Origin of the sequence: Rhizobium subbaraonis, assembly GCF_900220975.1 — a bacterium.
Taxonomy (GTDB): Bacteria; Pseudomonadota; Alphaproteobacteria; order Rhizobiales; family Rhizobiaceae; genus Mycoplana; species Mycoplana subbaraonis.
The window spans coordinates 184,562-197,465 of record NZ_OBQD01000005.1 but is presented as its reverse complement, the minus strand read 5'-3'; the positions used below and the strand labels follow the sequence as shown (position 1 = coordinate 197,465).

Annotated in this window: 12 protein-coding genes; 6 read left to right on the top strand and 6 right to left on the bottom strand. The window is 63.2% G+C overall.

The genetic code is table 11. The features are described from left to right. Positions 1-73: 73 nt before the first annotated feature. Together CRO48_RS09190 and CRO48_RS31770 are read right to left on the bottom strand one after the other, a co-directional pair. Positions 74-1,717 (bottom strand): Na/Pi cotransporter family protein, encoded by a 1,644-nt coding sequence (locus CRO48_RS09190; RefSeq protein ID WP_097138399.1) that lies wholly within the window; start codon positions 1,715-1,717, stop codon positions 74-76. An 18-nt stretch (positions 1,718-1,735) separates the two neighbouring features. Next, positions 1,736-1,972, bottom strand: a complete 237-nt coding sequence (locus tag CRO48_RS31770) for a hypothetical protein (RefSeq protein WP_141402031.1) — start codon at positions 1,970-1,972, stop codon at positions 1,736-1,738. Between the two features lie 79 nt (positions 1,973-2,051). On the opposite strand from CRO48_RS31770, the gene CRO48_RS09185 reads away from it, so the two are divergent. The 6 genes from CRO48_RS09185 (at position 2,052) to CRO48_RS09160 (ending at position 10,062) form a co-directional block, all read left to right on the top strand. Beyond that, entirely contained in the window at positions 2,052-3,935 is a 1,884-nt protein-coding gene (locus CRO48_RS09185) for a peptidylprolyl isomerase (protein WP_097138397.1), read from the top strand. 21 nt (positions 3,936-3,956) lie between these two features. Beyond that, positions 3,957-4,979, top strand: coding sequence for an anthranilate phosphoribosyltransferase (gene trpD / locus CRO48_RS09180; RefSeq protein WP_097138395.1), 1,023 nt, complete (start codon positions 3,957-3,959; stop codon positions 4,977-4,979). Between the two features lie 9 nt (positions 4,980-4,988). Next, positions 4,989-5,804, top strand: coding sequence for an indole-3-glycerol phosphate synthase TrpC (gene trpC, locus CRO48_RS09175; protein WP_097138393.1), 816 nt, complete (start codon positions 4,989-4,991; stop codon positions 5,802-5,804). Further along, positions 5,804-6,298, top strand: a complete 495-nt coding sequence (moaC, locus tag CRO48_RS09170) for a cyclic pyranopterin monophosphate synthase MoaC (protein WP_097138391.1) — start codon at positions 5,804-5,806, stop codon at positions 6,296-6,298. Before trpC ends, moaC begins: the two co-directional genes overlap by 1 nt. Before the next feature lie 2 nt (positions 6,299-6,300). After that, positions 6,301-7,530: a molybdopterin molybdotransferase MoeA gene (locus tag CRO48_RS09165; RefSeq protein WP_097138389.1), complete on the top strand. Its 1,230-nt coding sequence runs from the start codon at positions 6,301-6,303 to the stop codon at positions 7,528-7,530. A 573-nt stretch (positions 7,531-8,103) separates the two neighbouring features. Further along, the gene (locus CRO48_RS09160; protein WP_097138387.1) at positions 8,104-10,062 is read left to right on the top strand and encodes a M10 family metallopeptidase; all 1,959 of its coding nucleotides are present in this window, start codon (positions 8,104-8,106) and stop codon (positions 10,060-10,062) included. A gap of 133 nt (positions 10,063-10,195) precedes the next feature. Here the strand turns inward: CRO48_RS09160 and CRO48_RS09155 are convergent, their stop codons facing one another. From CRO48_RS09155 to CRO48_RS09140, 4 genes are all read right to left on the bottom strand, one after another. Next, entirely contained in the window at positions 10,196-10,549 is a 354-nt protein-coding gene (locus CRO48_RS09155; RefSeq protein WP_097138385.1) for a phasin family protein, read from the bottom strand. Positions 10,550-10,734: 185 nt separating this feature from the next. Next, positions 10,735-10,938 (bottom strand): DUF3126 family protein, encoded by a 204-nt coding sequence (locus CRO48_RS09150; RefSeq protein WP_097138383.1) that lies wholly within the window; start codon positions 10,936-10,938, stop codon positions 10,735-10,737. Positions 10,939-11,033: 95 nt separating this feature from the next. Continuing rightward, on the bottom strand, positions 11,034-11,867 hold the full coding sequence (cysE, locus tag CRO48_RS09145) for a serine O-acetyltransferase (RefSeq protein ID WP_097138380.1): 834 nt from the start codon (positions 11,865-11,867) through the stop codon (positions 11,034-11,036). Positions 11,868-11,944: 77 nt separating this feature from the next. Further along, entirely contained in the window at positions 11,945-12,733 is a 789-nt protein-coding gene (locus tag CRO48_RS09140; protein ID WP_097138378.1) for an alpha/beta fold hydrolase, read from the bottom strand. Positions 12,734-12,904: the final 171 nt, after the last annotated feature.

Genomic DNA, 12,904 nt, shown 5'->3' with positions numbered 1-12,904 from the left:
CATCCTCGTTTCATGCTGTTGGATGCGGTTGCATACCAAACGCACCCCGCGCCAGACAAAGGAAATTCACAAGCTACTCCGCTTCCCGCAGACGGCTTTCGACAAGAAGTCCGCTTTCGTCGAGGATCGGATAGGCGACGGAAACGAGGTGGGCGGTAATGCGCTTGAGGTCGCGCAGCATGTCCAGGTGGAGCGAGCTCGTCTGCAGGCTGTCCAGCCTTCCGTCGCGCAGCCGGGCGAGATGCCGCTCGGCGGATTGCTTCTCCATGTGCCTTACCGACACCTTGACCTCGACCAACTGCCGGGCGAGCGACGCGTCGCGGGACACGAGGATGGTCTGTGCGATCCGCAGGTTCTCGATGGTGAGATGGAACAGGCCAGACAACTCTTCATAGCCGTCGGTGGAAAAACGCAAGCCGTTCAGCACCTTCTTGCGCACCTGCTCCTGCAGGCCCTTCTCGATGATGTCGCCGATGTGCTCGAGGTTGATCGCATAGTCGATGATGACGATCGACCGGGCGGCGTTGTCTTCGCTGAGCCCCTTGTTACCGAGGCGCGAGAGATAGACCTTGATCGCCTGCTGCAACTCGTCGACCTGCTTCTCGATCGCGCCGATTCGGTCGAGTTCGGCAAGATTGTTCTCCTCGAAGGCCTTCATCGTCCGGATCAGCATCGCCTCGATCAGGTCGCCGACCCGCAGGACTTCGCGTGTCGCGCCGGCAAGGGCGACGACGGGTGTCGCCAGCGCGGCCTCATCCAGATACCGTGGCCCCGTTTCGCCGCGCGGCTCGTCCGGCACGAGCTTTTCCATCAGCCTGGCCAGCAGTGGCGACAGCGGCCAGAAGACCGCGGCCACCATCAGATTGAAGGCCAGATGCGCGTCGACCGGCAGCTTCGAAGGCGGCAGCGGCAGCATTGCCAACGCGTCGGCGGCAAGACCTGCAAACGGTAGCGCGATCAGGCACCCGACCGCACGCACGAAGAGGTTGGCGATCGTCACCCGGCGCGCTGGCGCCGGCGCCTTGAGCGTGGCGATGACGGGGGGAATGGCGCCACCGAGATTGGCGCCCAGCACCAGGACGACCGTCAGCCCCGGAGAAACGATGCCGGTCGAAGCCAGCGAGAGAATGAGCACGACCACCGCAAGGCTCGACGACGACAAGAAGGCCAGAACGGTCGAAAACGCCAACGCCACCGGCCACGCACCGTCTAGAAGGGTGAGAAAGGCCGCAAGCGCCTGGGACTGCCGCATCGGCTCCGTCGCCTGGCTCAGCAGATGCAGCGACAGGAGCATGAGGCCGATACCGACCAGTGCGCCACCGGCCCCCTGCCGCCACGTCGAAGCGCCCCGATAGAGAATGACGCCCGCGAGGATGACCAGCGGCGCGACCCATTCGATCCCGGTCGCGACAATCCAGGCCGTCACGGCGGTGCCGACATTCGCGCCGAGAAGGACGATCTGCGCCATCCGCGAGCGGATAAGGTTCTTCTCAACGAAGGAGGCCGTCATCAGCGCCGTCGCAGTCGAACTCTGCAGCGCGAGTGTCGCGAGAAAACCGGACACGAAGGCGCGCATGGGGCCACCTGTGCCCAAGGTCAGGCTCTTGCGCAGCCGCCCGCCAAGGGTGCGCGTCGCCCCGTCCTTGACCTGCGCCAGACCGAACAGCAGCAAAGCCACCGCCCCGAGCAGGTTGATCATGACGATCATCGACTCCATTCCGATGCCTTTTTCCAGCTACTGGATCATTGCCCGCATCCATCTGCCGCGCGGATGTTGGTCAGAACTTGGCACAAAGCGCAGATTGTATAATTCTTCAATTATTTCAGAATAAATTCCTTTGCCGGCAAAGGAAATCGTCAGTTGCTGGCCCGTTTGCGGCGTGGGATTTTGAACTCGGCACAGCCCCTCTTGCATCATCGGACGCGCACATCCTGGCGCTCTCGCCGGCCGCGCGGCCGCGGCGTCATCCATGCCCTTCTATTCCTGCGAACTTTCCGTTATGAGACGGGTTCCGTCCGGCCCCGTGCCGAGCAAGCGAGGAATGCGAAGTATGCTCGAATCTTTGAGAAAAGGCGCCCAGACATGGGTCGCCAAAGCCCTGATGCTGATCCTGGTGGCCTCCTTTGGCGTATGGGGCATTTCGAGCTCGCTCGTGACCGGCACATCCAACGTGGTGGTAACGGTTGGCGACGTCAAGGTTTCGCCGACGGACTTCCGCCTCGCCTATGAGCGACAGGTTTCCGCGCTGTCCCAGCGCTTCGGGACGCGCCTGACGCTCGATCAGGCGCGGGCGCTCGGTGTCGAGAACCAGGTCTATGCCGAACTCGTCGCCGGTGCAGCGCTCGACCAGCTTTCAAGCGACATGAGCCTCGGCCTGAGCGAGGACCGCCTTGCGCAGCTGATCGCCGAGGATCCCGCGTTCCGCGGCCCGAACGGTCGCTTCGACCGCATTGCCTTCTCGTCGATCCTGCGTAATGCGGGGCTGCGCGAGGACGACTACATCAACAATCGCAGCCAGGTCGCCGTCCGCAGCCAGATCGTCGAAGCCATTTCCGATGGCTACCGGGCGCCGGAAACGCTGACCAGCGCCCTCAAGCAGTACCGCAACGAAGCGCGCACCGTGGACTACCTGCTGCTGTCCAACGCCAACATCGATCCGGTCAAGGCGCCGGCCGACGACGTGCTGGCGGCCTGGTTCGAGAAGAACAAGGACAAGTACCGCGCGCCCGAGTTCCGCAAGTTCACCTATGTCGCCCTGGCCCCGAAGGACATTGCCGATCCGTCGACGATCGACGAAGCAGCAGTGCGGGAAGACTACGAGAAGAACAAGGACAAATACCGGACGGCGGAGACACGCACCGTCCAGCAGCTAACGTTCCCCGACCGCGCAGCGGCCGATGCCGCTGCAGCCAAGCTCGCCGCCGGCACGACTTTCGATGCGCTCGCAGCCGAACAGGGCAAGACGGAATCCGACGTCACGCTTGGCGATTTCACCAAGGCCGCGATGCCCGATCAGACGCTTGCCGAAGCCGCTTTTGCAATTCCGGCGGCCGGCGGCACTTCCCCGGTCGTCCAAGGCGTCTTCGGTCCGGTCATTCTGCGCGTGTCGAGCATTCATCCGGAAACCATCAAGACATACGACGACGTGAAGGACGAACTGCGCAACGAGCTTGCGCTGTCACAGGCCAGTCAGGACCTGATGGCTGTCCACGACCGCTTCGAAGAGGCACAGGCCAATGGTGCCGGCATCGCCGAAGCGGCCACCGAGGCGCATTTGAAGGCCGTGACCGTCGATGCTGTCGATTCGACCGGCCGCGGCCAGGACGGTGAGGACATCGCCCTTCCCGAGGAAACCGGCCTGCTTGCCGAGGTCTTCAAGACCGACGTCGGGCTGGAAAGCCCGTCGGTCAACTACGGACGTGACGGCTATATCTGGTACGAAGTCAACGACATCATGCCGGCACGCGACCGCACCCTGGACGAGGTCCGCGAGACGGTCGCTGCTGACTGGGCGGCGGAGCAGCAGCGCGAGGCGCTGGCCACGAAGGCCGCTGAAATTGCCGAACGCATCCGCAAGGGCGAAAAAATGGCCGATATCGCAGCCGACATGGGCATGGCGGTCGAGACCAAGGCCGGTCTGACCCGCGGCGTTGAAGACATCACCCTGAGCCCGGCCGCTGTTGCCGCCGCCTTCGGCGGTCCCGCAGGGCATGTGGCGAATGCGCCGGGTATCGGCGGCGAGGGCCAGATCGTCCTTCAGGTGACCGACGTCAACAGCGAAGCCGCCGGCGACGCGCTCGCCAATTCCGATCAGCAGATCGAGGCGATCGCCCGCGCCAGCGGCGACGATATTCTCGACCAGATGGTCACGAGCCTGCAGAGCGCCTATGGCGTGTCGATCAACCGGTCGGCCGCCGAGCGCAGCATGCAATGATGAAGCCGGGATCCGCACCACATGTCTGACCTGAAACCCTTCATCGCCAAGGTCGCCACCGGAGCGCCGCTCGATCGCGAGGAGGCGCGCGGCGCCTTCGAGATCATCATGTCCGGCTCGGCGACGCCCTCGCAGATCGGCGGCTTCCTGATGGCGCTGCGGGTCCGCGGCGAGACTGTGGACGAGATTTACGGCGCCGTCGGCTCGATGCGCGCCCGCATGCTCCCCGTCAGCGTTCCGCCCGACGCGATCGACATCGTCGGCACGGGTGGAGACGGTGCCGGCACCTACAACATCTCGACGCTGGCCTCGATCATCGTCGCCGGCGCCGGTGTGCCGGTCGCCAAGCACGGCAACCGGGCGCTTAGCTCCAAGTCAGGTACGGCCGACGCCCTCTTCTGCCTCGGCGTCAAGCTCGATATCGGGCCGGATGCGATCGCCCGTTGCGTGGCCGAGGCCGGCCTCGGCTTCATGTTCGCCCAGCTCCACCACCCGGCCATGAAGCATGTCGGCCCGTCTCGCGTGGAGCTCGGCACGCGGACGATCTTCAACCTGCTCGGTCCACTGTCGAACCCCGGCAACGTCAAGCGGCAGCTCCTAGGCGTCTACTCGGCGCAATGGCTGGTACCGGTGGCCGAAGTCCTGCGGGATCTCGGCTCCGAACGGATCTGGGTTGTCCACGGTTCCGGTCTCGACGAGATCACTACCACGGGCACCACGCAGGTTGCCGCGCTCGAGGATGGCCGCATCCGCACCTTCGAGCTGACGCCGGCCGATTTCGGCCTGCCGCAGGTGACGCTGGACGATTTGCGTGGCGGCGACGGTGCGCATAACGCCGAAGCCCTCCTTTCGGTGCTCGGCGGCGCCGAGACGCCCTACCGGGACATTTCGCTTGCAAATGCCGCCGCCGCCCTGCTGGTCGCCGGCAAGGCCGGCTCGATCGCCGAGGGCATGGCGCTTGCCCGCCAGTCGCTGGAAAGCGGCAGCGCGCGTCGAGCGCTCGAGACACTCGTCGCGGTTTCCAACGCCGAACTTCAGGGGTAGGCTCTGCCGATGACCGATATTCTCAAGAAGATCGAATCCTACAAACGCCAGGAAATCGAGGCGGCCAAGGCGCGCGTGCCGCTTGCCGACCTGCGCGCGATCTGCCGCGACCAGGAGCCGCCGCGCGCCTTCTTCGCCAGCCTGCTGACGAAGAAGGCGCGAGGTGAATTCGGACTTATCGCGGAGATCAAGAAGGCGAGCCCGTCCAAGGGGCTGATCCGGCCGGACTTCGATCCGCCGGCGCTCGCCATGGCCTATGAAGCAGGCGGGGCTGCCTGCCTTTCGGTGCTGACGGACGGCCCGAGCTTCCAGGGCGCACCAGAATACCTGACGCAGGCCCGTGCGGCCTGCGCGCTTCCGGCTCTGCGCAAGGACTTCATGTTCGACACCTACCAGGTTCAGGAAGCGCGCGCCTGGGGTGCGGACTGCATTCTCCTGATCATGGCCTCGCTTTCCGACGACGAAGCCAAACGGTTGCAGGACCACGCCTTCTCGCTCGCCATGGATGTTCTCGTCGAGGTGCATGACGAAGCGGAGATGGAACGGGCGCTCAATCTGAAATCCAAGCTGCTCGGCATCAACAACCGCAATCTGCGCACGTTCGAGGTCGATCTTGCGGTTTCCGAACGTCTGTCCCGCATGGTGCCGGAAGACCGGCTTCTGGTCGGCGAAAGCGGCATCTTCACCCATGCTGACTGCGAACGCCTCAAGGCGTCGGGCATCTCGACCTTCCTCGTCGGCGAAAGCCTGATGCGCAAGGACGATGTCGCCGCCGCCACCCGCACGCTTCTCAACGGAAGCGATCCGATGATGGCGGCAGAGTGATGACGGCCGGCGGCGCCCTGACGCATATCGGTGCCTCGGGCGAGGCCAACATGGTTGATGTCGGCGACAAGGCGGAGACCGTCCGGATCGCGGTTGCCGAAGGTATGGTGCGGATGCGGCCGGAGACCCTGCAACTGATCCGCGACGGCGATGCCAAGAAGGGCGACGTGATCGGCACAGCCCGGTTGGCCGGCATCATGGCGGCGAAGCAGACGGCCAATCTCATTCCGCTTTGCCACCCGCTGATGCTGACCAGGGTTGCTGTCGAAATTACCGAAGACGCCGCCCTGCCCGGCTTGCGGGTCGAGGCCACGGCGAAGCTCACCGGGCGCACCGGCGTCGAAATGGAGGCGTTGACGGCCGTCAGCGTCGCCTGCCTGACGATCTACGATATGGCAAAGGCTGCCGACCGGGAGATGGAGATCGGCGGAATTCGGCTCGTCGCCAAGTCCGGCGGCCGCTCCGGAGATTATCAGCGAGGGGAGCACGGTTAGACATGTCGCTTTTGCCGGTCGAGGATGCGCTTGAACGTCTGCTGCATTCGGCAAGTCCACCGGACAAGAGCGAGAGCGTCCCGCTGCACGAAGCCTGCGGGCGCGTGCTCTCCGGCGACGTGACCGCCCGACTGACCCAGCCGCCCTTCGACAGTTCCGCCATGGACGGATATGCGCTTCGCCATGAGGACATCGTCGAACTTGGCTCCGCGCTGAACGTCATTGGCCGCGCCGCGGCCGGCCACGCCTTCTCCGGCACCGTCGGAACGGGCGAAGCCGTACGGATTTTCACGGGAGCCCCGGTCCCCGCCGGCGCCGATACGGTGCTGCTGCAGGAGGACGCCGAGGCGCTGGACGGTGGGCGCATCCGCACCACCTTCGTTCCGCCCAAGGGCCGCCATATCCGCCCCCGCGGACAGGACTTCGTCGAAGGCGAATGCGTGCTGCGACAAGGCGAACTGCTGGACGCCGGCAGGCTCACCGTTGCCGCCGCCATGAATCATCCCGTGCTTCAAGTCTATGCCAGGCCGAAGGTGGCGCTGCTTGCCACCGGTGACGAACTCGTGCCGCCCGGTTCGGCGCTGAGCGCCAGCCAGATCGTCGCCTCGAACGGCTATGGCGTTGCCGCGATCGCCCGCGAGGCGGGAGCCGAAGTGATCGACCTTGGTATCGCCGGTGACGACAGCAACGCCATCCTCGATGCCGTCGACTGGGCCAGGGCCTGCGGCGCCGACGTGCTGGTCACGCTCGGCGGCGCATCGGTGGGGGATCTCGACCTGGTCCAGCCGGTCCTGCGTTCCGCGGGGATGGAGCTCGATTTCTGGCGTATCGCCATGCGTCCGGGAAAGCCGCTGATGGTCGGTCGGCTGGGAGGGATGCAGATCGTCGGCCTGCCCGGAAATCCAGTCTCCGCCATGGTCTGTTCGCTGCTTTTTCTCGATCCGCTCGTCCGGAGGCTTGCGCGCCTGCCCGGGCCCGAGCGCCGCGCGATCGCGGTGGCGGGATCGTCCCTGTCCGGCAACGATCACCGTCAGGATCACCTGCGCGCAAGGCTTGCTCTGCGGGAGGACGGCGCGATGGTCGCCACGCCGTTCGAGAAACAGGATTCGTCGATGATGAAGATCTTCGCCGCAGCCGACTGCCTGATCGTGCGCCCGCCGTTCGCGGAACCGGCCGAAGCGGGGGACCCGTGCGAGGTCCTCCTGCTTCGGCCGCCGCCCACTAACCGTTGAATCCGCAAGATGAAGCAACGTTGGCGACGCCAGTCATCAGGAATGACCGTTTCGAATCCGATTTGCTTCGCATGTGATTTGCCGATGCACGAAACAGGGAACCGGACATTTGTGCACGCTTTTGCATAGGACGTTTGGCGCGGTCAATCCAATCAACCTCCGCCTTCCGATTTCCGAGAACTGCTGTTTGCGTCTTGCCGGTCCGGCTCCGTGTTCCCGAAATATGCACCGGTATTGGATGATCAGGACAAGACATGCGATCAGACGATGCCTTGAGACGGGCATATTCGCCCGCTATCGACGGATAGAGCGGCCTGCCGGTCGCTTGTTTCCAGAATGGCTGCGTCGTTGTCTTTCGTACTCCGCATCGCAGTACACGGGAGAACTTGAGCGATGGCGATGTGCCTTGCCGCGGGCGCTGACATGACTGCGGCGGCCCACATCAGAACCCGGAGTTACTGACCGGAGGTCGCCGGAACGTGACGAAATATTGAGAATCGACCTATAGTCGTGGTGAAAAGCGCCGATCATTTCGCGATCCGTTCGCCACTGCATTCGTACAAGGAACATTGAATGACCGGAATTGGAAAGACCACCAAGTCGATATCGGCGACCGGCTCCGACTTTGTCGATTCCGTCCTTGGCGACATCGCCTGGAGCGGCAGCGTCACCTACGCCTTTCCGACATCGAGCACCCAGTACGATTATTCCGAGTCGCTTGAGCCGCTTTATGGCTTCGGCGCGGTTTCGGCCAAGGTTCGTTCGACTGCGCTTTTCGCCATGGAGCAGTCCTACGGCGCGAAGGCGAATGACGGCTTCGCGGTGGAAGGCTTCACAAAGCTGAATTTCTCGCAAGGGAGTGCCACGACCGCCAATCTTCGCTTCGCGGAATCGACCTATGACAACGAAACCGCAAAGGCCTATTTTCCCGGCGAATACGAAGAGGCGGGCGATCTCTGGTTGGGTACCGAATATGCTGGGACCAGCCTCGACATGCGTAACCCGGTTGCGGGCAACTACGCCTGGCACACGGTGATCCATGAGCTCGGGCACGCCCTGGGCCTCAATCACGCCCACAGCGGCGAAGGGCTGGCCACCATGCCCTCAAAGTATGACTCGATCGAATATACCGTGATGACCTACCGCAGCTATGAGGGTGCGGACTTCTCCGCCGGATACCTCTATGAGGAGTTCGGCGGGCCGCAGACCTTCATGATGGCCGATATTCAGGCGCTGCAGTACATGTATGGCGCCGACTACACCACCAATTCCGGCAGCACCACCTACAAATGGAATCCTTCAAGCGGCAAGACCTATGTCGATGGCCAGGCCGCCATCAGCCCGGGCGCCAACCGCATCTTCGCCACCATCTGGGACGGCGGCGGCGTCGATACGTACGATCTGTCGGCCTATCAGACCGCGTTGAAGATCGATCTCGCGCCGGGCTCCTACTCCGCTTTCAGCGACGAGCAACTCGCCAATCTCGGCAACAACCACTATGCCCGCGGCAATATCTTCAACGCGCTTCTGTTCGAGGGCGACACGCGCTCGCTGATCGAGAACGCCAAGGGCGGATCCGGCAACGACGCCCTCAGCGGCAACCAGGCGAACAACACGCTCTACGGCAACGGCGGCAACGACAAGCTGTACGGCCTTGGCGGCAAGGACATCCTGTATGGCGGCGTCGGCAAGGACACGCTGGACGGCGGTAGCGGGAACGACATTCTGGCCGGCGGTGCAGGTGCAGACAAGCTGATCGGCGGGACCGGCCACGACACCGCATCCTACTCTTCCGCCCGCGCCGGTGTCGTCGCAAGCCTCGCCAAGCCATCCGTCAACACCAACGACGCTGCCGGCGACAGCTACTCGTCGATCGAGCACCTCAGCGGCTCGGCCTATGCCGACAAACTGACCGGCAACGACGGCGCCAACAGGCTGACCGGCGGCAAGGGCAACGACACGCTGGACGGTGGAGCCGGCAAGGACATCCTGATCGGCGGCAGCGGAGCGGACAGGCTTGTCGGCGGCAAGGGGATCGACACCGCTTCTTACGAGACGGCATCGAAGGGCGTGACCGTCAGCCTCCTCTCCCCCTCAGCGAACACGAACGACGCCAAGGGCGACAAGTACTCCTCGATCGAAAATCTGTCGGGAACGGCCTATGCCGACAAGCTGATCGGCAACAGCGCTGCCAACCGTCTCGCGGGCGGCGGCGGCAATGATGTCCTAAAGGGTGCAGGCGGCGCCGACATACTGGATGGCGGCCGCGGCAACGACACGCTGACCGGCGGCCCGGGCAGCGACACCTTCGTCTTCAAGAAGGGATACGGCAAGGACACCATCCTGGAATTCCAGGACGGCGCCGACCAGATCGATCTTCGCAGTTACGGCTTCGACGGCATTTCCTCGGTTGTGAAAAAGGCCGCGCAGGTCGACGACGACGTTCAGCTCAAGTTTGCCGCGACCGATATTCTTCTTCTGAAGAATTTTGAGAAAGCCGACCTCGACACGGGCGATTTCATTCTGGCCTGAGGTATTGCCGATAGCGGGCCGCCATCGTTCGAAGCGCGGTCAGCGCGCCCATCGGAAAAGGCGCCAGGAAGAAACAGAAAAGCCGGCGACACGAGCGTGTCGCCGGCTTTTTCATGAATCGGGAATGGCGCGATCAGGCGGCGACGGCTGCCTTTGCCGCGGCCGTTGCCTTGGCAACCGGCGCCTCGTAGGGCTTGTATGCATCCTTCGCGAGATCGGAATACATCTCGCCGATCTTCGTCGCTTCCGCGATATAGGATTCGTAGCTCTTCTTCAGGTACGACGTCTGGAGTTCGAAGGCTGCTTCGAAGCTCTTCGCGCTCGACAGCTTCTCGAAATGCGCAAGGCCCTCTTCGAAGGACTTCTTGGAATAGTCGGTCGCCTCGGTGGCGATCGCCTGCATGCCCTTGGCCAAGGAAGAATAGCTCTTCACGACGGTGTCCACGGCTTCTTTCCCCCTCTTGTTGGCCTCTTCCAAGTTGAACATGGGACGCTCCTTTCGTTCCGTTCAGATGACCGAAAATTATATGCAATGCACAATAAAGTCAACGAATTGCCGCATCGCAATATTAGTCAACGATTGCAAATACTTGATGACGGAAGCGTACAAAACGCAAAAACCCGGCGCCTGGGCGCGCCGGGTTCACGAGAATTCCTTCGAGAAGGAGACTTTTAGAGGTCGATGTCGAGGATCGCCATCGAGAAGTTGTAGGAGAGTTCGCCATCCTCTTCGTCGCGGAACACGACGCCCAGAAACTCGTCCGCGAGATAGACTTCCGCAGACTCGTCCTTCTTCGGACGCGCCTTGATGACCATATCCTTGTTGAAGTTCCGCTTGAAGTAGGCCTCAAGCTTCCTGATCTCTTCGGGCTTCACGATTGCGTCTCCGTATCGGTTCGTTCGCGCCGCTTCTCGCACCTGAGCGGGGTGCTGTAAACCCTCAATGAGGCCAGTTTCCAGCAGATTTGCGTTCAGATGTCGAAGCCTGCGCCGTGCAGGATCTGGTCCATGGCCCGCGACGGTTCGGAACAGCCGGCCTCGCCCACCACCTTGGCCGGGACGCCAGCGACGGTCGATTTCGGCGGCATGTCCTTCAGCACCACCGAGCCGGCGGCAATGCGCGAGCAATGGCCGATATGGATATTGCCGAGTATCTTGGCACCCGCGCCGATCAGAACGCCGTTGTCGATCTTGGGATGGCGATCGCCGCCTTCCTTGCCGGTTCCCCCGAGCGTGACGTTATGCAGGATCGAGACATTGTCGCCGATCACCGCCGTCTCGCCGACGACGAGGCCGGTCGCGTGGTCGAGGAAGATCCCCTTGCCGATGCGCGCGGCCGGATTGATATCCGTCTGGAAGACGCTCGAGGAACGGCTCTGCAGATAGAGCGCAAAGTCACGCCGGCCGTTAATGTGAAGCCAATGCGCCAGCCGGTGGGTCTGGATCGCGTGGAAGCCCTTGAAATAGAGCACCGGCTCGATGAAGCGCGTGCACGCCGGATCGCGGTCGTAGACGGCCTGAATGTCGACGCGCAGGATCGAGCCCCACTCCGGCCAGGCCGCCTGCATCTCCTCGTAGGTCTGGCGCAGCAGGTTCGCCTGCAGGTCCGGATGGTCGAGACGCTCGCAGATCCGGTGAATGACGCTCGCTTCCAGCGAAGGCTGGTTGATCACGGTCGAATAGAGGAATGCTGCAAGCAGCGGATCCTCCTGAGCTGCGATGCGCGCTTCCTGCTGAAGGCTATCCCAGATCGGATCCATCACCTTGAGCTTTTCGTCGGCTCGCTTCTCGTTGCTGGCGACCATCGCCCTACTCCTTCTCGCATACGGCTCCAGTTATAGAGCAAACGGCTGCCAAGCGAAATGCCTCACACATGCACCACCTATTGGCGCCCGTCGACCGCGGCATAGAACTCCAGCACCGCCTTCTTGAACACCCTGTCGCCCACCGCCAGCATGTGATCGCGTCCGGGGATGTCCAGCGCCCGGGCGTTCGGCATCAGTTCGGCGAGCGCGTGCGCGGAGCCTGCAATGTCGTCCTTCGTGCCGACGGCCACCAATGCCGGCACGTCGATGCGTGCCATGTCTGCCGGCGTCAGAAGATCGCGCGAGGTCGTGATGCAGGCGGCGAGCGCGATACGATCCGATTTCGTCTGCTCTGCGAACGAACGGAACATGCGGCCGCGTTCGTGATCGACGTCGTCAAGCGTTTCAGCGAGAAGCGCGCCGGCGATCGGATCCCAGTCGCCGACGCCGTCGACCATGCCGATCCCCAGCCCGCCGAAGACCACGGAACGGACCCGGTGGGGGTGTCCGAGGGCCATGAAGGCAGTGATGCGGGCACCCATGGAATACCCCATGACATGCGCTTCGGGGATGCCGAGATGATCGAGCAGGGCCGCAGCGTCGCCTGCCATCGACGGCGGATGATAGAGGGCGGGATCGTGCGGCTTGTCGCTGGCGCCATGGCCGCGATTGTCGATGCCAATCACCCGGTATCCGGCCTCCCCGAGCGTCTTTACCCACCCGGGATAAACCCAGTTGACGCTGGCGCTCGAGGCAAAGCCGTGGATCAACAGCACCGGAGCGCCGGACGGATCCCCCTCGTCGAAAAAGGCGAGTTCGAGCCCTTCGTGGCGGAAGCGGGAAAAGGTCGGAGGATCGAGATTCATGAGGTACCTCTGTCAGGCGACTGTCTGACCGCTCTTAGGACGCTTTGCCGCGCGATGGAACGCCCGCGACTGCTTTTTCTCGCGAGAGACTTGATGTTTGCCGCTACACATTTTTATTCAACGGCTATATGGTCCGCCGCGATATACGACATACCCACATCGGAGCATCCC